This window comes from Bradyrhizobium sp. ORS 111 (genome assembly GCF_045571485.1).
Classification (GTDB): domain Bacteria; phylum Pseudomonadota; class Alphaproteobacteria; order Rhizobiales; family Xanthobacteraceae; genus Bradyrhizobium.
Window position 1 is genome coordinate 5,409,637 of record NZ_CP120701.1, and the last position, 20,457, is coordinate 5,430,093.

The following is a 20,457-nucleotide window of genomic DNA, read 5'->3' on the forward strand; positions in this document are numbered from 1 at the left end:
CACTTCATGGCTGGCGGCTGATTGTCGCGCGAACCGGCGCCGATTTCCAGATCATGTGCGCCGGCCCCCAGACCTTCTTTTTTGACGCGTTTTCTTCACGCGAACCGATGTCCACTTCGCTCGAAAACGCTTCTGCCGGCATCACGTCAGCCCGAAATAGGCGCGGTGCAGCTCCTCATTGCCGCTCATTTCGGTAACCGTGCCGGAGAAGCGGATGCGTCCGCCTTCCAGCACGAACACGCGGGTGGCGACGTCAAGGAAACTGATATTCTGCTCGGCAATCAAGAGCGCCAATCCCCGCCCCTGCAGGCTCGTGAGGGCGCGGATCACCTCCTTGACGAACAGCGGCGACAATCCGGCCGAGGGCTCGTCCATCACCAGCAGCTTCGGCTCGGCCGACAGCGCCTTGGCGATACCGAGCATCTTGCGCTGGCCGCCCGAAAGACTGGAAGCCGGATCGCGGCGCTTGTCGCGCAGCACCGGGAATAGCTCGTACAGCTCGTCGACCCGTGCCCCCGGATTGGCATGCCCCAGCGCCTGGGCGCCGACGCGGATGTTCTCCTCGATCGACAGATCGGGAAACACCGCGAGCTCAGACATGTAGGTCATGCCGCGCTTCATGCGGTCCGACGAGCGCATCCGCGTGACGTCCTCGCCGCCCAGCCTGATATGGCCGCTGCGCGTCTCGATCAGGCCGACCAGCGATTTCAGGAAGGTGGTCTTGCCTGCTCCATTGGCGCCGAGCAGCAGCACGGTCTCGCCCGCGCGGACGTCGAGATCGACGCCCCACAGCACCTGCATGGTGCCATAGCCTGCATCGACACCCTTGGCGTCCAGAAGCGGCGCCGCGTCAGTGGGCATGCTCGCCTCCCAAGAATACTTCGATCACCTGAGGCTCGCGCACCGCAGTCGCCAGCGTGCCCTCAAAGATCTCCTTGCCTGCATTGAGCACGATGACGCGGTCGGTGATCTGCTCGATGAAGCCCATGAGGTGCTCGACCACGATGATCGCCATCCCGGTCGCGGCCAGCGCCTTGATGCGTCCGGCGATCCAGTCGAGCTCGGCCGGATTGAGGCCGGCGGCGAGTTCGTCGAGCAGCAACAACCGCGGGCGGGTCGCAAGCGCGCGGGTGAGATCCAGCATCTTCTGCTGTGCGCTGTTGAGATCGGCCGCGGGGCGATCGGCGACCTCCCTCAACCGGTATTCGTCGAGCAAGTCCGCCATCGACGGTGGCGCCACCCCGGCATGACCGCCGGCGTGCCCGTAGGACAGCGCCACCTGGATGTTCTCGCGCACCGACAGCGACAGAAACGGCTTCGGTACCTGGAAGGTGCGGTTGATGCCGCGGTGAACCAGTCTGTGGGAGGCGACACCGCCGGCGGCAGCGCCGTCGAACACCACTTCGCCGCCATCGGGCGCATAGAGGCCGGAGATCACGTTGATCGCGGTGGTCTTGCCGGAGCCGTTGGGACCGACGAGCCCGAGGATTTCGCCGGGCACGACGTGAAAGCTCAGGCCATCGAGCGCGTAGAAGCCGCCGAAGCGCTTGACCAGCTTGGAGACCTTGAGAAGGGGCGTTCGTTCAGGGGACATACCACCCCCTGCGCGTTGCCAGCGACACCAGTCCCGCGGGCAGGAACAGCACCAATCCCATGATCAGGAGACCATAGATCAACTGGAAATACTGCGGCGTGGTGAAGCCGATCAGGTTGTAGATGCCATAGAGAATGATGACGCCGACGATCGGTCCGGTGATGGTGGCGACGCCGCCGAACAGCGCGAACACGATCGCGAAGATGCTGAACTCGCCTGAGAACACGTTGTCCGGATAGAACACCGAAACGTACCAGGCGTAGATGCCGCCCGCGAGGCCAGCGACCAGCGCGGAGGCGAGCCAGGCAATCACCCGCATCTTGACGATGTTGACGCCGGCCATCGAGGCCGAGACCCCGTCCTCGCGCACCGCCTGCAAGGCGAGGCCGAAGGCCGAGTTCCGGAGATAGACGACCCCGCCGACTGTCAGCGCCATCACGGCGACAGCCGCGTAGTAGGCGTGCGTCGGGTTGAACGTGCCGGTCAGCGACACGCCGTAGGGTCCCTTGGTGATGCCCTCCAGCGCCGGATTGGCGACGAAGTGCAGCACCGCAAGCGAGGCCGCCAGATTGGCGATCGCGAAATATGCTCCCGACAGCCGCAGCAGCGGCGTCAGCAGCAGACCGAGCGCAACTGCGAGCAGACCGCCGACCAGCACCGCGAGGACCGCCGGCGTCTGCAGATGCATCACCATGATGGCAAAGCCATAGGCGCCGGCGCCGAAAAAGCCGACATAGCCGAACGGCAGATAGCCGGTGAACCCATAGATGATGTTCACGCCTTGCGCGAGGATCAGGAAGATCACGAAGTTGAACAGCAACAGATGGTTCTGATAGACGCCGGGCAGCAGTGCGAACACCACCACCAACGGCGCCAGGATGAACAGCAGGTGTTTCGATGCGTTAGGCAACGCGCACCCGCCTTCCGAGCAGACCGCTCGGGCGCAACAACAGGATCACGATCAACAACACATAGGGCAGCAAGTCGGCCCAGGAACTGAGATAGGTCTGCACCAGCATGTAGCAGACGCCGTAGACGACGCCGCCGAGCGCGGTGCCGAGCGGATTGCCGAGCGAGCCCAGCACCACGATCGCAAACGACGTCACCGTCGCATCCGCGCCGAAGGCCGGCGTCACCGAGCCGAACATGAAGGGCGCGAATACCCCGGCGATGGCCGCGAGGCCCAAGCCGATGCCGAACGCCGTCGCCGACACGCGGTCGACGTCGATGCCGGTCGCCAGCGCCTCGTCGCGACGTGACATCACCGCGCGGGTCAGTGTGCCGAGCCGCGTGTGATAGAGATAGAGATAGACGAACGCGATCACGATCAGGCTGGTCACAGCCGCGATCACCCAGGGCGCGGGAAAGCCCTGGCCGAAGATCTGGATCGGTCCTGCCCCGGCCTTGCCGCCGAACAACTTGACCTTGATGGTCGTGAACACGGTTCCCAGCAGCCGGCTCTGGATCGACCGTTCGCTGGTGCCGGCGAAGATCGTGGTGATCGCTTCGATCACCTGCGACAGGCCGAAGAACAGGATGATCGACAGCATCTCCGGATTGGCCGAGCCCTGCAGCCGCGGCACCAGCACCCAGTACAGCAGCAGGCCCGCGAGCACGAACACGACGAACGCCAGCGGCACCGCGAACAGCGGATCAAGGCCGGCGATGCCGACCACGCCCACCGCGATGAAGGCGCCGAGCATCAGGATGTCGCCATGCGCAAGATTGACGATGCGCATGACGCCGAACACGAGATTGAGACCGATACCGACGAGGCTGAAATACAGCCCGAACAGCACGCCGGCGACGAGCGCGTAGGTCATGCTACCGCTCGCCCCCGATGATCTCGATTGACGCCGATGACCGCATTACGGCGCCGGATAGACCGGCTTGCCGGTCGCGGTCTCGTGCGGATAGATCGAGACGAACTTGATGTGATCGTGCTCGTCGACCGTGAGCTGGCCGAGCGGCGTCAGTTCGCCGATCTGCCCGCCGGTGTCGTCGAGCGCGAAGGTGCCGTCGAGCGTCTTGAGCTTGCCGTTGAGCGAGAACACCGCGCGGCGCAACTCCATCTGGTCAAGGCTCGTCGCTTCCGACAGCGTCTTTTCGATGACCAGCGCCGTGGTGTAGCCGGCCACCGCGTTAAAGCCGAACTCCATCTTGCCGTCGCTGTACTTCTTCTCCCAGGCGGCGCGGAAATCCTTCATGTTCATCCCGAAATTGACGGGATAATCCAGCTCGGACGGCGGCACATAGGTCCAGACATGCTCGAGACCCTTGGCGCCGACATTCTTTTCGAGCAGCTCGGTCTCGAGGCCGGCATAGATCGAGAACAGCATCTTGAACTTGATGCCGACGTCCTGGACGTTGCGCAGGAAGGCGATGTCGTTCGGCGCGTAGCCGAAATGGATCACCGCGTCGGGATTGGCGTTGTTGATGTTGTTGATGATGACGTTGTAGTTCGTGGTCTCGGTCGGAACGCCCTGGTCGTAGACGATCTCGATCGGGGCGCCCGAATCCTTGACGAACTTGCGGAAGGCGTTGGCCTGCGTTCCCGTGAACTCGTTGGTCGCGTAAAGGATCGCGATCTTCTTGATGCCGAGGCCCGGACCGTCATGACTGATGAAGTCCGCCACCGGCTTCGGCCAGACGGTCGACACCGGGTCGGCCATCAGCGCGATATAGGGATTGTCCTTGGAGAAGAAGCTCGCGCCGGTGCCGGTCTGATCGAACAGGAACATCTTGTGGTCGCGCGCGATCGCAACTGCCGGCGCCGTCAGCACCGATCCGGAATCCGCCACGAGCAGGTCGACCTTATCCTGGGTGATGAGCTGGTTATAAAGAGTAGCGGCGGTCGCCGTGTTGCTCTGGTCGTCGTAAGAGACGAGCTTGATCGGGATCTTCTTGTCGAACGCCTTCACAAAGACGCCGCCCTCGGCGTTCTTCTGCTCGACCCAGAATTTCAGCGAGCTGTACACCGGCATCGAGATCGAGGCATAGCGCCCCGAGGACGCATAGAGCGTGCCGATCTTGATTTCCGACGGCGCGTCCGCAGCCATGGCGTGTGTGGCAAATGCGAGGCTGGCAGCAAGTGCCGCGCCGGTCATCCTCAGCATGATCTCATTCCTCCCGGATACTTGATACCGGGGCCCTTCTACGCGCGGGACTGGAGGGACACAAGCAGGCCGGCCTTATCAATTGTGCGAGGGGCGGAATATGCGGCATGCGCGTGGCACAGGCCGCTGCGCGCGACACGTATAGACCGTTGACGGGGCTCGGTTCGATGTCGCATCAAGATTGGAACGATTTCGGGAGGATTTTCAGACATGGCCGAGCCCGCGCGCGCGAAACCAAAACCGACACCTGAGACCCAGCATTTCTGGGACGGCACGAAGGCGGGCGAATTGCTCCTGCAGCGCTGCGATGCCTGCGCCAACGTCTACTTTCCACCGCGGCCGTTCTGCCCCTCCTGCGCCTCGCGCAAGGTCTCGGTCTTCAAAGCCAGCGGCAAGGGCAAGCTTTATAGCTATGTCATCAATCATCGTCCCGCCGCGCCCGGCTTCACGCCGCCTTACGCGATCGCGGTGGTCGAGCTCGACGAAGGCCCACGCATGATGAGCAACATCATCGATTGTCCGCAGACGCCGGAGGCGCTCGAGCTCGACATGCCGCTCGAGGTCGCCTTCCAGCAGCTCGACGACAAAATCACCCTTCCCGTATTCCGTCCGGCAAAGGGGTAAGGACAATGCGCAGGAATCAGGTTGCCGTCGTCGGCGCGGCCGAAACCACCGAGCTTGGCGTCATCCCCAACATGTCGCAGATCCAGCTCCACGCGGATGCGGCCTTGAACGCGATCGCGGATGCCGGGCTGAAACTGTCAGACATCGACGGCTTCGCCACCGCGGTCGAGACGCCGCAGCAGGTCGCGCACTATCTCGGCATCACGCCGACCTGGGTTGATGGTACGTCGGTCGGCGGCTGTTCCTTCATGCTGCACGTCCGCCACGCCGCCGCTGCGATCGAAGCCGGCCTGTGCAAGACCGTGCTGATCACCCACGCCGAGAGCGGCAAGTCGATGATCGGCAAGCAGCCGCGCTTCACGCCACCCGATAGCCTCAACGGCCAGTTCGAGGCGCCGTTCGGCGTCTATGGTCCGCCGAGCATGTTCCCGATTCCCGTGCTGCGCTTCATGAAGACCCACGGCATCACCCACGAACAGCTCGCCATGGTCGCGGTCGTGCAGCGCGAATGGGCGGCGAAGAACCCGCGCGCAACCATGAAGGATCCGATCACGGTCGCCGACGTGTTGAATTCGCGGATGATCGCCTATCCGTTCCGCCTGCTGCAATGCTGCCTCGTCACCGACGGCGGCGGTGCGCTGATTCTGACCTCGGCCGACCGCGCCAAGGATTTCCCCAAGAAGCCGGTCTACATCCTCGGCACCGGCGAGAGCGTGGAAACGCCGATGGTCAGCCAGATGAAGACCTTTGACAGTTCGCGCGCCTTCAAGGTTGCGGGCCCCCTGGCCTTCAAAGAAGCCGGTATCACGCACAAGGACGTCGATCACCTGATGATCTACGACGCCTTCGCGCATCTGCCGCTCTACGGCCTCGGCGATCTCGGCTTCATGCCCTATGAGGAAACCGGCAAGTTCATCGCCGACGGCAACACCCGCCCCGGCGGCAAGCTGCCGCTCAACACCAACGGCGGCGGCTTAAGCTACATGCACTCCGGCATGTACGGCATGTACGCACTGCAGGAGAGCGTGCGGCAGATGCGCGGCATCGCGCCGGCACAGGTGCCGAATGCCAAGATCTCGGTCTGCCACGGCGTCGGCGGCATGTTCGGGGCGAGCGGCACGATCATCTTCACGAACCAACGGTAACAATGGCTGGCGCGAGCGCAGCACTCAATCCGTCATTGCCGGGCTTGACCCGGCAATCCATCCTCTGAAGAACGATGGATGCGCGGGTCAAGCTCGCGCATGACGAGTGGAGCTCTGCATCGGCCCGCGAATACAGAACAGGAGAACCACATGGCAAAATCACTGCAGGATAAAGTCATCATCGTCACCGGCGCAGGCCGCGGCATCGGTCGCGAGATCGCGCTGCTCTGCGCGGCCGAGGGCGCCAAGGTCGTCGTCAACGATCCCGGCGGCGCTGCCGACGGCGCCGGCTCGAGCGCGGCGCCCGCCGAGGAGGTGGTCGAGGAGATCAAGAAGCGCGGCGGCACCGCGGTCGCGAACTTCGAGTCGGTGGCGGAAGCGATTCCGGCCAGCAAGATCGTGAAGACCGCGACCGATCATTTCGGCCGGCTCGACGGCGTCGTCAACAACGCCGGCATCCTGCGCGACATGATCTTCCACAAGATGAGCGTGGAAGCCTTCGAGGCCGTCATCAAGGTGCACTTGATGGGCTCGTTCTACGTCTCGCACGCCGCGGCGCGCATCTACCGCGAGCAGGAGAGCGGCTCCTTCGTGCACTTCACCTCGACATCGGGCCTGATCGGCAATTTCGGCCAAGCCAACTACGCCGCCGCCAAGCTCGGCATCGTCGGCCTCTCGAAGTCGATCGCGCTCGACATGGGCCGTTTCAACGTGCGCTCGAACTGCGTGTCGCCGTTCGCCTGGACCCGGATGATCGGCACCATCCCGACCGAGACCGAGGCCCAGAAGGCGCGGGTCGAGAAGATCAAGCAGATGGGGCCGGAGAAGATCGCGCCGGTCTGCGCCTATCTGCTCTCGGACGCCGCCAAGGATGTCACCGGCCAGATCTTCGCCGTGCGCATGAACGAGATCTTCCTGATGAGCCAGTCGCGTCCGATCCGTTCAGTGCATCGCAGCGAAGGCTGGACGCCGGAGACGATCGCCGAACACGGCATGCCGGCCCTGCAGGGGTCGTTCTACAAGCTCGACCGCTCGGCCGACATCTTCCCCTGGGATCCGGTCTGACAGTTTTATGAAAAGTCGCCTCGGCCCATTCCGTGCGCAACCGCGCACGGGGCCGGGGCGGCACACTCTTTGGTTGTTTCACATGGCGCGCCCGCTTTGTGCCAGAATTGCGGGCGCATGATTGTCCTCCCCATAACAACAATGCCTGGGAGGACTTCGTGACAAATTCAAGCAACACAGAGAAACACGAGGGCGACGGCGCGAAGGCGTTCGACCGTCGAACGATTTTGCGCGGCGCAACCGCACTTGCTGCAACTGCGATGGCCGCGTCCGATGCGACCGCGCGCGACTTCGGCCGCAACGCGGAGCCGCAGCGCTATCCCGACCCCGATATCGTCGTGATCGACGACAAGCGCTTCAAGGCCAAGGTCGGCAACACCGCGATCAAGCGGCTCTACACCGGATGCCTCTGGGCCGAGGGCCCGGCCTGGAATGCCCAGGGCCAGTATCTGGTCTGGAGCGACATCCCGGCCAACCGGCAGCTCCGCTATCTCGACGATGACGGCCACATTTCCGAGCAGTTCCACAAGCCGTCGAACGAGGCGAACGGCTCGACGTTCGATTTCGAGGGACGGCAGATCACGGCCGAACGCACGCGGCTGGTCCGCTACGAGCACGACGGGACCATCACGTCCCTGGCAGAACAGGCCAACGGCAAGCAGCTCAACGGACCGAATGACATGGTCGTGCATCCCAACGACAAGTCGATCTGGTTCACCGATCCCGGCTACGGCGCGATCTCGATCTATGAAGGCCAGCGCGCCAACACCGGCTCAAACCAGCCCTACCAGAAGGAAGCGGTCTATCGGATCGACGCCGCGACGGGCCAGATCGCCAAGGTCGCAGACGAGCCGTTCAAGCCGAATGGCATCGCCTTCAGCCACGACTACAAGAAGGTCTATGTCTGCGACACCGGCATCACGCACTACCCGAACGCCAAGAACATCGTCTGGCAGTATGACCTCAACGGCGACAAGCTTTCCAACCCCCGCACCTTGATCGACATGACGCTGGACGGCAAGTCAGGCTTCCCGGACGGCATGCGCGTCGACATCGACGGCAACATCTGGGTCGGCGCCGGCTGGGTTGGCCCCGGCTATGACGGCGTGCAGGTGTTCGCGCCCGACGGCCAGCGCATCGGCCAGATCCTGCTGCCGGAGACCTGCGCCAACCTCACCTTCGGCGGCAAGAAGCGCAACCGCCTGTTCATGACGGCAAGCCAATCGCTCTATGCGGTCTACGTGGAGACCAAGGGCGCGCATAATTGCTGATTACTTGCGCCACTGTCGTCCCTGCGAAAGCACTAGGGCATCTACATGTCTTCCGGAGTCTTCTCAACGACTTAGCTTAGCAACGCAGAGAAACGCCGCACTTTTGCTAAGCTCTGCTCGCGAAATGGCGTCATCGAGTGGCAAGCAAGTCCTTGATCGAGAGTCACTTTTCGGTCCGGAAAAGATGTGTAGATGCCCTAGTGCGAAAGCAGGGACCCATAACCACCGAAGTTGGCTGTGTTGAGGGGCTGGGGCTCTAGCCTCACACAAAACGACCGGTCGTGGTTATGGGTCCCGGCGTTCGCCGGGACGACACTGGTGATGCCGCGTGACGTTACCCGCTATTCCTCAACCCCGCGGAAATCCCGTTGATCGTGATCTGAATCCCGCGCAGCACCTGCTCGTCCGGATTCTGCGCGCGATGTTCCTTCAACAGCTCCACTTGGACATGGTTGAGCGGGTCGAGATAGGGGAAGCGGTTGCGGATCGAGCGCTCCAGCAGCGGGTTGCCTTGCAGCAGACGATCGTGGCCCATGATGTCGAGCAGTGTCTCGATCGACAGATGCCATTCCCTGCGGATGCGGCCGAAAATCTTGTCACGCAATGCGACGTCGGGAACCAGCTCCGCGTAGCGCGAGGCGATCGCGATCGAGCTCTTCGCCAGCACCATGTCCATGTTCGACAGCAACGTACGGAAAAACGGCCACTCTCTGTTGAGCTCCTGCAGGAACGGCATGCCTTGCTCCGGGTGCTCGGCGATCCACGTCTCGACCGCGCTGCCAAAGCCGTACCAGCCCGGCAGCATCAGCCGGCACTGCGCCCAGGAGAACACCCAGGGGATGGCGCGAAGGTCCTCGATCTCGCGGGTCTTCTTGCGCGACGCGGGGCGGCTGCCGATGTTCAGCGTCGCGATCTCGTTGATCACGGTTGAGCCCCAGAAGTAATCGGCAAAGCCTTCGGTCTCGTAGACGAGGCCGCGATAGGCCTTGAAGGCGAGCGCCGAGAGCTGCTCCATCGCCTTGAGATATTCGGGGCGCGGCGCGCTCTGTCGCGGCTGCAGCAGGCTGGTCTCCAGCGTCGCGGCGGCGAGGATCTCGAGATTGCTGCGGCCGACTTCGGCGTTGGAATATTTCGAGGAGATGATCTCGCCCTGCTCGGTGATGCGGATCTGGCCGTTCACCGCGCCGCCGGGCTGCGCAATGATGGCATCATAGCTCGGCCCGCCACCCCGCCCGACCGAGCCGCCGCGGCCATGGAACAGGCGAAGGCGTACGCCATGGCGCTCGAACACCTCGACGAGACCGATCTCCGCCTTGTAGAGCTCCCAGCCGGAGGTGACGAAGCCGCCATCCTTGTTGCTGTCGGAATAGCCGAGCATCACCTCCTGCACGCCGCCAAGGCTGTCGACGAGCTTGCGGTAGTCGTGCAGCGCCAGCATGCGGTCCATGATGCCGCTGGAGCCTTGCAAGTCCTCGATTGTCTCGAACAGCGGCACGATGTTGACCGAGCTACGGCCCGACGGATTGATGAGCCCAACCTCCTTCAGGAGCACCGCGACCTCGAGCATGTCGGACATGCCCTTGCACATCGAGATGATGCACTGGGAGATTACCTCGGAGCCGAATTTCGCGTGCGCCTCGGCCGCTGCGCGGAACACAGCGAGTTCGCTTTGGGTCTCCTCAGAATATTTGACGAAGGGCGATGCGAGCGGGCGCGCGTTGCGCAGCTCGTTCAGCAGCAGGTTGACGCGGGCGTCCTCACCGAGCGCCAGATAGGACATGCCGGGATTGGCGGTATCGAACAGCTCGGCGATGGTGCGCTCGTGCACCGCCGAATTCTGGCGGATATCGAGCCGCGCCAGATGGAAGCCGAAGCAATCCACCGCACGCCGCAGCAGCCGCAGGCGGCCGCGGGCGATCACGCCGGAATTGTTCGCGATCAGCGAACGGTTCAGCACATCGAGATCAGCCTGTAATTCATCGGCTCTGGCATATGGCTCGGCCTTGCCGACCGGCGGCCGCCTGGTCTCGACCTCGAGCCTCGCGGCGGTCGCAGCAAGCCGCGCATAGATGCCCGACACCGCAAGCCGGTAGGGCTCACCGCTCCGGTGCGGCGAAGTATCGGGCGAGCGCTCAGCAAGCCTACGCAGCTCCTCCGACACATCGGCGAGATGCGCTGCCAGCGACAGCTCGGCGCCGAGCGCATGCAATTCCTCGAGATAGAAATTGAGTGCGCAGCTCGATTGCAGCCGCAGCGTGCCACGCATCACCTCCGCGGTGACGAAGGGATTGCCGTCGCGGTCGCCGCCGATCCAGCTCCCGATCTTGAGGAACGAGGCGAGATCGCCCCGCTCGCCGCCTTCCTTGTTCAGGCGGTCCTCCAGCGCGCAATGCAGCCGCGGCACTTCCTGCAGGAAGGTGTAGTCGTAGAAGGACAGGCCGTTGGCGACCTCGTCGAGCACGGTGAGCTTGGTGCGGCGCAGGAGGTTGGTCTGCCACAGCGTCACCACCGCGCGGCGGAGCTGCTCGTCGGTGGCCTCGCTCTCGTCCGGCGTCATCTTCAATCGTTCGCTGCGGTCGAGCAGCTTCGCGACCTCCATCTCGCGGTCCATCGTGCTCTTGCGGCGGACCTCGGTCGGATGCGCCGTCAGCACCGGGCTGACCAGCGCGCCCTTGAAAAAGCTGCGGAGGTCGGCCGGGCTGATGCCGGCGTCCCGGGCGTGCTTGAGCGTTTGCTCCAGCAGGCTCGACCTCGGCGCCCCGCCCGGGCCACCCGTGCGCATCTGGCGGATGTTGTTCTGGTCCTCGGCGATGTTGGCAAGATGCGAGAAGTAGCTGAAGGCGCGCACGATCCGCAGCGTCTCGGCGATCGACATGCCGTCGAGGATGGTCTCCAGCTCCCGCCGCGCCAGCTTGTCCTCGTCGCGATGGAACCGGACCGAGGTCTGGCGAATGCGCTCGACCAGGTCGAAGGTGTCGGCCCCCTCCTGGTCCCGCACGGTATCGCCGAGAACGCGGCCCAGCAGGCGGATGTCGTTCCGAAGCCGCGCGTCTTCCTCCTGAGCCGCTTTCTCAAGCAGCCTGGCTTCTTCGGCGCGCTTGACGCGGACTTCGGTTTCGGAAGGCACGGTCTGGGGAGGCATGGCTGGCTACTCCAGAGGCTGCCCGGCAATGCCCAGGAGTGTGCAACTTTTTTGCCGCAGCGCAAGACGAACTTGCGCGGCGCACACACAGCTGCCCTGCGAAAGCAGGGACCCATAACCACTGGGCTTTGTTACTGATCAAGGCGGAGGCCCAAGCTCGCTTCATCCCACGTCCTGTGGTTATGGGTCCCGGGTCGCGCTTCGCTTGCCCGGGACGACAGCGAGTTTGTAGCGCTAGATCCTCCGCCCCGCCCGTTCCCAATACGGGTCGCGCAGGCGACGTTTGAAGATCTTGCCCGAGTCCTCCCGCGGTAGATTGGTCTGGATCTCGACGTGCTTGGGCACCTTGTAGTCGGCCAGCGAGGTCTTGAGTTGGGTCCGGATTGCCGTGGTGTCGAGCGTCACCCCGGACTGCGGCTCGATCACCGCCATCAGCGCTTCACCGAATTCCGCGTCGGGAATGCCGAACACCGCGCAATCGTGCACACCGGGAACCGCATGCAGCACCGCCTCGATCTCGGCCGGATAAATGTTGACGCCGCCCGAAATCACCATGTCGCGCTTGCGGTCGCAGATGAAGACATAGCCGTCTTCATCGATATAGCCGACGTCGCCCGAGGTGATGAATCCCTCGCGGTCGATCTCGGCGCGCTTCTCGGGCTTGTTGTGATAGGTGAAATCAGGGTTGCCCGCGATCCGCGAATAGATCTCACCGATCTGCCCCTGCGGCACCTCCTTGCCGTCATCGCCGATGAAGCGCAGCTCGGCGCCAGGCGAGATCTTGCCGACCGTTCCGGGCTTCTTCAGTGCGTCCTCGGAATTGGCGAAGGTGACCGCGCCCGATTCCGTCGAGCCGTAGAATTCGTAGATCACCGGGCCCCACCACTCGATCATCGCGCGCTTCACGTCGGGTGGACACGGCGCGGCGGCGTGGATGATGTGGCGCAGCGACGACATGTCGTATCTCCTGCGCACCTCCTCCGGCAGCTTCATCAGGCGAATGAACATGGTCGGCACCATGAAGATGGTGTCGATCTTCTCGCGCTCGATCAGCGCCAGGAATTCCTCGGCATCGAACCGCGGCATCAACACCAGCACACCGCCAAGCCGTCCGGAGCGCAGCCCGAAGGAATTCGGCGCGGAGTGATAGAGCGGGCCCGGCAGGATCGCGCGCGCCCCCGGCTTCAGGCCGTAGATCATCGCCCGCATCGCTTCGGCATTCGCCGTCTGCGCCGGCGTCGGCGCGAAGCGGCGCACGCCCTTCGGATGGCCCGTGGTGCCCGAGGTATAGATCATGTTCTGCGGCTGCGGCACCGCCGGCCCGTCGTAGCGCGGGTGCTCCGCCAGCCAGGACTCGAAATCGGTCGCGAAGTCCGGCGTCGCGAGATGATCGGGATCGATCTTGTAGTTCGCCAATATCTCCGGCGGCGTCGGCACGCTGAGCACGGTGACACCTGATGGAATGGCGCCGCGCAACGCGTGCAGCATGTCGGCGTGCGCGATCAGGACGCGCGTGCCGGAGTCGGTGAGCACATAGTTGATCTCCTCCGGCTTGAAGTGCCAGTTGATCGGCACGCCATAGGCGCCGAGCCGCATCGCCGCATAGGCGGCCTCGATGAAGGCGATATCGTTGCGCATCAGCATGCAGACGCTGTCGCCCGGCTTGACGCCGAGCCTGTGCAAGCCGCTCGCGATGCGGTCGGTGCGCTCGGCGACTGCCGCGTGATCACGCTTGCGGTCGCCGCTGATGATGCCGTGGAAGAGTTGGGACGTTTGGCTCATTGTTTCTTCTTTTTGGTCAACTCGAACAACTACCCCCATGGTGAGGAGGCACATCGCGCCGTCTCGAACCATGAGGCCCGCCGCTTGCGCAGCTCCTCCGGATGAGGTCGGAAAGTCGCTCACGCATCCGTAAATCGCGGCGCACGCTTCTCGAGATTGGCGCGGACGGCTTCGGTCTGGTTCGGGCTGCCCAGCAGCTTCTGCTGCTCGACGGATTCCGCGAGCAGCGCCGCAGCCGGATCGACCGAGAGATTGTTCAGCATCCGCTTCGCCGCGCGGATCGCATCCGGGCTCTTGCCGGCGATCTCGCGCGCGACTTCGAGCGCCGCGGCGCGGGGATCGTCACAGACGCGCGTCGCAAGGCCGTAGCTCTGGGCCTCCTGCGCCGAGAAGATCCGCCCGGTGTAGGTGAGCTCGCGCAGGATGTCGTCGCGAACAAGACTTGCCAGGATCGGCGTGCCGGCCATGTCGGGTACCAGGCCCCATTTGATCTCCATGATCGACATCCGCGCATCCAGTGAGAGGAAACGCATGTCGGCGCCGAGCGCGAGCTGGAAGCCGCCGCCGAACGCGACGCCGTGGACCGCGGCGATGACGGGCACCGGAAGCTGGCGCCACCCCCACACCGCCTGCTGCGGGAAATTGGCCTTGCCATGGGTGCGGACGGTGAGATCGCGCTTTTCGCCGCCCGGCACCCCGTTACCGCCCTTCTCCTTCATCGCGGCAAAGCGGCCCATATCGAGGCCGGCGCAGAAGGCCCGGCCCTCGCCGGACAACACCACCACGCGCAGCCCTTTTTCCTTGGAAAGTCGGTCGGTTGCGGCGACCAGCGCCTCGAACATCGCGGCATCGAGCGCGTTCATCTTGTCCACCCGCACCAGCCGGACGTCGGCGATACCGTCCGAAATCGATATCGAAACGCGATCTTCCATTGAAATCTCCTCCGCTGTCCTCGTTGGCGCTTTACAGAAAGGCCGTTGTTCGGTTTTAGTCAATCGACCAATTAACTGACAACCCCCGTGGGTGGAAACGATGTTCAGCGATCAGCTTCTCGTCGGGCGGCGCATTCTGGTAACCGGAGGTGGCACCGGCCTCGGCAAGTCCATGGCCTCGCGGTTCCTGCAGCTCGGGGCCGAGGTCCACATCTGCGGGCGCCGCAAGAGCGTTTGCGACGAGACCGCGACCGAGTTGATGGCGGAGCATGGCGGGCGCGTGGTCAGCCATGGCGTCGACATCCGCAACGCCCAGGCGGTCGACGAGATGATCGACGCGATCTGGACCACCAGCGGTCCCCTCACCGATCTCATCAACAACGCCGCCGGCAATTTCATCTCGCGCTCGGAAGAGCTGTCGCCGCGCGGCTTCGACGCGGTCGCCAACATTGTGATGCACGGCACTTTCTACGTGACCCATGCGGTCGGCCGCCGCTGGATCGCCGGCAAGTACCGCGGCAATGTGGTGTCGATCACGGTGACCTGGGTGCGCAACGGCTCGCCTTATGTGGTCCCGTCGGCGATGAGCAAGTCGGCGATCCACGCCATGACGATGTCGCTCGCGGTCGAGTGGGGCAAATACGGCATCCGCCTCAACACCATCGCGCCCGGTGAAATCCCGACCGAGGGCATGAGCAAGCGCATCAAGCCCGGCGACGAAGCCGGCGCACGGACCAAGGCGATGAACCCGATGGGCCGCGTCGGCACCATGGAGGAATTGCAGAACCTCGCCGTGTTCCTGATCTCCGGCGGCTGCGACTGGATCAACGGCGAGACCATCGCGATGGACGGCGCTCAGGCGCTCGCGATGGGCGGCAACTTCTATCAGCTCCGCGACTGGAGCGACGACGACTGGACCAAGGCGCGCGAGTCGATCAAGGCGCAGAACGAGAAAGATCGCGCGGCACGGGGCTAAGGCAACCGCTCGCGTTTCGATCGCCGCTGTCGTCCCTGCGAAAGCAGGGACCCATAACCACCGCTGCCTGCAATTGTGTAGGCTGTGGCTCCAGCGGCGCGCCTCACGCACATTCGTGGTTATGGGTCCCGGCTCGAGGCCGGGACGACGGTGTGGATGCATCGTGCACAACACCCGATATTGTCTTTCGCGCGAGATGCCGCCACACTCCGCGCAAGCAAAACAAAATACCACGGGGGAAGCATGTCCGCTGCACAGCCACCGGCGAACCTTGCCGACATGGTGCGCGACCGCGCCAAGAGCCGCGGCGATGCGCTGGCTTACGAGTTCGAGGGACGCCAGACCACCTTCGTCGAATTCGATATCAAGACCAACCGCGTCGCCAATGCATTGATCGCGATGGGCGTAAAGAAAGGCGAGCGCATCGCCTATCTCGGCAAGAACAGCGACTTCTATTTCGAGCTCTTGATGGGCGCGATGAAGGCCGGCGTGGTGATGGCGCCGGTGAACTGGCGGCTCGCGGGCCCCGAGATCGCCTTCATCGTCGACGACTGCAAGGCTCCGGTGCTGTTCGTCGGTCCCGAATTCATCACGCAGGTTCGCAACATCCAGGACAAGCTGCCGAGCGTGCGCATGATCATCACGACGGAGGGTGGCGCGCCGGAATGGCCCGACTATCTCGCCTGGCGCGACGCACAGAGCAGCGACGACCCGAAAATCCCGATCGCGCCGAAGGACATCGCGATCCAGCTCTACACCTCGGGCACAACAGGCAAGCCGAAGGGCGCGATGCTGTCGCATGCCAACTTCCTCAACCTGGTGCAGACCGGTAACGAGGCCGACAAGCCCGACTGGAACAAGTGGACCACCGACGACGTCTCGCTGGTCGCAATGCCGATCTTCCATATCGGCGGCTCCGGCTGGGGTGTCATGGGGCTCTATCACGGCGCCCGCGGCGTGATCGCCCGCGAGTTCGATCCGACCAAGGTGCTCGACTTCTTCGAGCAGTCTGGCATCACCAAGCTGTTCATGGTGCCGGCTGCAATGCAGTTCGTGGTGCGGCAGCCGCGGGCGCGGCAGGTCGACTTCTCCCGCCTGAAATACATGCTCTACGGCGCTTCGCCGATTCCGGCGGCGCTGCTGAAGGAGTGCATCGAGGTCTTCAAGTGCGGCTTCGTGCAGATGTACGGCATGACCGAGACCACGGGCACCATCGTCGCGCTGCCGCCCGAGGACCATGTCGAGGGGCTCGACCGGATGCGCTCCGCGGGCAAGGCTCTGCCGGGCATCGAGCTTGCGATCCTTGACGCCGAAGGCAACCGCCTGCCGCTCGGTGAAGTCGGCGAGATCGCGACCCGCTCCGGCTCCAACATGGCCGGCTACTGGAATCTGCCCGAGGCGACTGCGAAGACCATCGACAAGGATGGCTGGCTGCGCACCGGCGATGCCGGCTACATGGACAAGGACGGTTACCTCTACATCCACGACCGCATCAAGGACATGATCATCTCCGGCGGCGAGAACATCTATCCGGCCGAGGTCGAGAGCGCGCTCTGCGACCACCCCGACATCGCCGAAGCCGCGGTGATCGGCATTCCCGACGAGAAGTGGGGCGAGGCGGTGAAGGCGGTGGTGGTGATGAAGCCGGGCAAGACGGCGACCGCGACCGCCATCATCAACTTCACCCGCGAGCGCATCGCCGGCTACAAGACGCCGAAGTCGGTCGACTTCATCGCCGCGCTGCCGCGCAACCCGTCGGGCAAGATCTTGCGGCGGAACTTGCGCGATCCATACTGGGCGGGAAAGGATCGGCAGGTGAATTAACCTTGTCGTCCCGGCCAAGCGAAGCGCGAGCCGGGACCCATAACCACCGCTTTTCATAGTGGAGCGGCGCCGCGACCACATCTGTCATCCGTAACAGCCGACGGTGGTTACGGGTCCCTGCTTTCGCATGCTTTCGCAGGGACGACGATGGAGCGATTGCCGCGCATCACGTCTTCTTCATCCTCTCCCGCATGATCCGCCGTCGCTCCTTCGCCTCCTCCGACCACACTGCGTTGATGTCGTAGAACTCGGCAAAGACTCTCGCGCTCGGCGGCAGCGTGACCCATGGCTGCTTGGTCGACGTGAAGATGTGGACGTCGGGCGGGCACTGGCTCGGGTCATCCATCGTGCCGACGCGAACGAAGCGCACCGCCGGTCCCGAACCCGGATAGTTGCTCCACACCGCGACCTTGCAGACCGGGCAGCGCGCGATCTTCTGACCCTTGCCGCTCGCCGAGGGCGAGTCGATGATATCAGGCTCGGCCGCAAGGTGCTCCACCCGCTCGGCCTCGTACATCGCGTTGACCGCATGCACGGTGCCGGTCTCGCGTTGGCACCAGGTGCAATGGCAGGCGTGCACGATCAGCGGCCTGCCGGTGAGGCGGTAGCGAACGTGTCTGCAGGTACATCCGCCTTCCATGCTCATGCTGCCTCCTCCGTAGCGTGCCTCAGTGCTTGCCGGCTCCCATGTAACCGAACAGGAAGCCCGCCACCTTGCGCTTCTGGATCTCCTCGCTGCCCTCGGTGATGCGGTAGCGGCGATGATGGCGATAGATATGCTCGAACGGCTTGTGGCGCGAATAGCCCATGCCGCCATGTACCTGCATCGCGCGATCGGCGGCGTCGCAGCACAGCCGGTTTGCCCAATAGTTGCACATCGAAACTTTGTCCGACAGCGTGTGCTCGACTTGCGCCTGGGTGAGTTGGTCCATCTCCCACGCGGTCTTCCGGATCAACAGCCGCAGCATCTCGGCTTGGGTCGCGAGCTCGACCAGCGGCCACTGGATCGCCTGGTTCTCGGCCAGCGCCTTGCCGAACGGCTTGCGTTCGCGCGCATATCTGACGCTCTCGTTGATGCAGTAGACCGCGGCCCCCAGCGAGCTTGCCGCCTGGCGAATCCGGTTCTCGTGGACAAAGCATTGCGCAAGCGACAGGCCGCGGCCGACCTCGCCGAACTGGGCATCCTCAGGCACGAACACATCGGTAAAGCTGACGCGCGGATGATCGGTCGGCATGTTGAAGGTCCACATATACTGCTCGACCTTCACGCCCGGCGATTTCGCCGGCACCAGGAAGCAGGTGATGCCGCGGGCATCACCGTCATTGCCGGAGGTGCGGGCAAACAGCGCGCAGTGCGTGGCGACATGCATGCCGGTCGTCCACATCTTCTCGCCGTTGATGATCCAGCCCTTGACGGTGTCGCGGGTCGCCGGCACCGCCCGGGTTTCCATATGCGTGGCGTCGGAGCCGTGGTCGGGCTCGGTCAGCCCAAAGGTGATGCGATATTTCCCAGTGATCGAACCGTCGATCATCGCCTTCTGTTCGGCGGTCCCGTAGCGGTCGAGCATCGTCACGACCGGAAAGTTGCCGACGATCGAATGCTCGTTCTGCAAGTCGTTGTGCAGGCCTAGCCCCTTGGAGGCGAAGTGCTCGCGGATTACGGCCATCCAGAGGTTGGACCCGTCCTTGCCTCCGTAGCGTTTCGAGATCGCGAAGCGCAAATGACCGGCAGCATCCGCGCGGTCCTTGGCCTTGCGCAGCAGCGCCTCCCATTCGTGGCGCGGCAGGCCGCCATTGTCGAAATCGGTGCGCGCCCATTCGCGGCGATGGTCGAAGAAGCGGATGTTGTCGTCGGCCTCTTCAAGCGGCTTGATCTCGCGTTCGATGAAGCGATCGAGCTCGCCGAGATAGGCTGTCAGGTCAGCCGGCAGATTGAAATCCAAGGCAGTCCCTCCCGGAAATATCGTTGTTTTTGAGTTTGTGTTTAGACGCTATCGCGCCCTCGCGTTCGGATCGATTAAGGTGAGAAGCCCCCGCCCGAGTCAAGCAGGCGGATGAGGCTTGCATGCGCGGTCGGCTTGCGTAATTGGATGGCACGGAACGGCGCGCACGCGCTAGGATGCCGCGCATATTCTTCGCTGCAGAAAATCGACGGGAGCAGACATGGACCTCAAATTCTCCAAGGTGACGCGCAAGGGCCCCATCACCATCGTGACGCTGTCGCGCCCCGAGGTTTACAACGCGCTGCATATCGACGCGCATTTCGAGCTCAACAAGGTGTTCGACGACTTCTCCGCCGATCCCGATCAATGGGTCGCGATCGTCACCGGCGCCGGTGACAAGGCGTTCTGCGCCGGCAACGATTTGAAATGGCAGGCCGCGGGCGGCAAGCGCGGCTGGGACAAGGGCGGCTTCGCCGGGCTGACCACCCGCTTCGACTGCGACAAGCCGATCATCGCTGCCGTCAACGGCGTCGCGATGGGTGGCGGCTTCGAGATTGCGCTCGCCTGCGACCTGATCATTGCCTCTGAGAATGCGACCTTTGCGCTGCCCGAGCCGCGCGTCGGTCTCGCGGCGCTGGCCGGCGGCCTGCACCGGCTGCCGCGGCAGATCGGGCTGAAGCGCGCCATGGGCATGATCCTCACCGCGCGCCACGTCAGCGCCAAGGAGGGTTTTGAGCTCGGCTTCGTCAACGAGGTGGTGCCGCAGGGCGAAGCGCTGGCTGCCGCGGAGCGTTGGGCGGAAACGATTGCCAAGAACTCGCCGATGTCGATTCGCGCTTCCAAGCAGACCATCCAGCGCGGCCTCGAAGTGTCGCTCGAGCAGGCGATCACCGAGCAGCGCGACTATCCGGCGGTGAAGGCAATGGTCGCCTCGCAGGATTACATCGAGGGCCCGAAGGCGTTCTCGGAGAAGCGCCCGCCGAAGTGGCTGGGGCGGTAGCCGCTCCTCCGTCATTGCCGCACCATCCTGTAGGATGGGCAGA

18 protein-coding genes are annotated in these 20,457 nt (G+C 63.9%); 7 read left to right on the top strand and 11 right to left on the bottom strand.

Features of this window, described 5'->3' with window-relative positions:
- Positions 1–4: 4 nt before the first annotated feature.
- From P6U30_RS25050 to P6U30_RS25075, 6 genes are read right to left on the bottom strand one after another with little or no spacing between them, the layout of a single operon-like run.
- Positions 5–142, bottom strand: coding sequence for a hypothetical protein (locus P6U30_RS25050; protein ID WP_407165551.1), 138 nt, complete (start codon positions 140–142; stop codon positions 5–7).
- Complete coding sequence (locus P6U30_RS25055) at positions 142–861, bottom strand: ABC transporter ATP-binding protein (RefSeq protein ID WP_407165552.1); 720 nt, start codon at positions 859–861, stop codon at positions 142–144. The genes P6U30_RS25050 and P6U30_RS25055 overlap by 1 nt, the downstream gene beginning before the upstream one ends.
- Positions 851–1,594, bottom strand: a complete 744-nt coding sequence (locus tag P6U30_RS25060; protein ID WP_407165553.1) for an ABC transporter ATP-binding protein — start codon at positions 1,592–1,594, stop codon at positions 851–853. The genes P6U30_RS25055 and P6U30_RS25060 overlap by 11 nt, the downstream gene beginning before the upstream one ends.
- Positions 1,584–2,504 (bottom strand): branched-chain amino acid ABC transporter permease, encoded by a 921-nt coding sequence (locus tag P6U30_RS25065; protein WP_407165554.1) that lies wholly within the window; start codon positions 2,502–2,504, stop codon positions 1,584–1,586. Before P6U30_RS25065 ends, P6U30_RS25060 begins: the two co-directional genes overlap by 11 nt.
- Positions 2,497–3,417: a branched-chain amino acid ABC transporter permease gene (locus tag P6U30_RS25070; RefSeq protein WP_407165555.1), complete on the bottom strand. Its 921-nt coding sequence runs from the start codon at positions 3,415–3,417 to the stop codon at positions 2,497–2,499. The genes P6U30_RS25065 and P6U30_RS25070 overlap by 8 nt, the downstream gene beginning before the upstream one ends.
- Positions 3,418–3,462: 45 nt before the next feature.
- Positions 3,463–4,710, bottom strand: coding sequence for an ABC transporter substrate-binding protein (locus P6U30_RS25075; RefSeq protein WP_407165556.1), 1,248 nt, complete (start codon positions 4,708–4,710; stop codon positions 3,463–3,465).
- A gap of 210 nt (positions 4,711–4,920) precedes the next feature.
- On the opposite strand from P6U30_RS25075, the gene P6U30_RS25080 reads away from it, so the two are divergent.
- The 4 genes from P6U30_RS25080 (at position 4,921) to P6U30_RS25095 (ending at position 8,815) form a co-directional block, all read left to right on the top strand.
- Positions 4,921–5,334 (top strand): Zn-ribbon domain-containing OB-fold protein, encoded by a 414-nt coding sequence (locus P6U30_RS25080; protein ID WP_407165557.1) that lies wholly within the window; start codon positions 4,921–4,923, stop codon positions 5,332–5,334.
- Positions 5,335–5,339: 5 nt separating this feature from the next.
- Positions 5,340–6,479, top strand: coding sequence for a thiolase C-terminal domain-containing protein (locus P6U30_RS25085; RefSeq protein ID WP_407165558.1), 1,140 nt, complete (start codon positions 5,340–5,342; stop codon positions 6,477–6,479).
- A gap of 150 nt (positions 6,480–6,629) precedes the next feature.
- Positions 6,630–7,544 carry an SDR family oxidoreductase gene (locus P6U30_RS25090; RefSeq protein ID WP_407165559.1) on the top strand — a complete coding sequence of 305 codons (915 nt, stop codon included), beginning with the start codon at positions 6,630–6,632 and terminating at the stop codon, positions 7,542–7,544.
- Between the two features lie 158 nt (positions 7,545–7,702).
- Entirely contained in the window at positions 7,703–8,815 is a 1,113-nt protein-coding gene (locus P6U30_RS25095; protein ID WP_407165560.1) for an SMP-30/gluconolactonase/LRE family protein, read from the top strand.
- A gap of 334 nt (positions 8,816–9,149) precedes the next feature.
- Here the strand turns inward: P6U30_RS25095 and ppc are convergent, their stop codons facing one another.
- The 3 genes from ppc to P6U30_RS25110 form a co-directional block, all read right to left on the bottom strand.
- Positions 9,150–11,957, bottom strand: coding sequence for a phosphoenolpyruvate carboxylase (gene ppc, locus P6U30_RS25100; RefSeq protein WP_407165561.1), 2,808 nt, complete (start codon positions 11,955–11,957; stop codon positions 9,150–9,152).
- A gap of 234 nt (positions 11,958–12,191) precedes the next feature.
- The gene (locus tag P6U30_RS25105) at positions 12,192–13,739 is read right to left on the bottom strand and encodes an acyl-CoA synthetase (RefSeq protein ID WP_407165562.1); all 1,548 of its coding nucleotides are present in this window, start codon (positions 13,737–13,739) and stop codon (positions 12,192–12,194) included.
- A 119-nt stretch (positions 13,740–13,858) separates the two neighbouring features.
- Positions 13,859–14,671 carry a crotonase/enoyl-CoA hydratase family protein gene (locus P6U30_RS25110; RefSeq protein ID WP_407165563.1) on the bottom strand — a complete coding sequence of 271 codons (813 nt, stop codon included), beginning with the start codon at positions 14,669–14,671 and terminating at the stop codon, positions 13,859–13,861.
- Positions 14,672–14,771: 100 nt separating this feature from the next.
- Here P6U30_RS25110 and P6U30_RS25115 point away from each other — a divergent pair, with 100 nt between their 5' ends.
- Together P6U30_RS25115 and P6U30_RS25120 are read left to right on the top strand one after the other, a co-directional pair.
- On the top strand, positions 14,772–15,647 hold the full coding sequence (locus P6U30_RS25115; RefSeq protein WP_407165564.1) for an SDR family oxidoreductase: 876 nt from the start codon (positions 14,772–14,774) through the stop codon (positions 15,645–15,647).
- Between the two features lie 243 nt (positions 15,648–15,890).
- Positions 15,891–17,471, top strand: coding sequence for a fatty acid--CoA ligase (locus P6U30_RS25120; protein ID WP_407165565.1), 1,581 nt, complete (start codon positions 15,891–15,893; stop codon positions 17,469–17,471).
- A gap of 166 nt (positions 17,472–17,637) precedes the next feature.
- Here the strand turns inward: P6U30_RS25120 and P6U30_RS25125 are convergent, their stop codons facing one another.
- Positions 17,638–18,117 (bottom strand): GFA family protein, encoded by a 480-nt coding sequence (locus P6U30_RS25125; protein WP_407165566.1) that lies wholly within the window; start codon positions 18,115–18,117, stop codon positions 17,638–17,640.
- A gap of 22 nt (positions 18,118–18,139) precedes the next feature.
- A complete protein-coding gene (locus P6U30_RS25130) occupies positions 18,140–19,414 on the bottom strand; it encodes an acyl-CoA dehydrogenase family protein (RefSeq protein ID WP_407165567.1) in 1,275 nt (424 codons plus the stop codon).
- Positions 19,415–19,634: 220 nt separating this feature from the next.
- Between P6U30_RS25130 and P6U30_RS25135 the strand changes: the two genes are divergently transcribed.
- The gene (locus P6U30_RS25135) at positions 19,635–20,414 is read left to right on the top strand and encodes an enoyl-CoA hydratase-related protein (protein WP_407147484.1); all 780 of its coding nucleotides are present in this window, start codon (positions 19,635–19,637) and stop codon (positions 20,412–20,414) included.
- Positions 20,415–20,457: the final 43 nt, after the last annotated feature.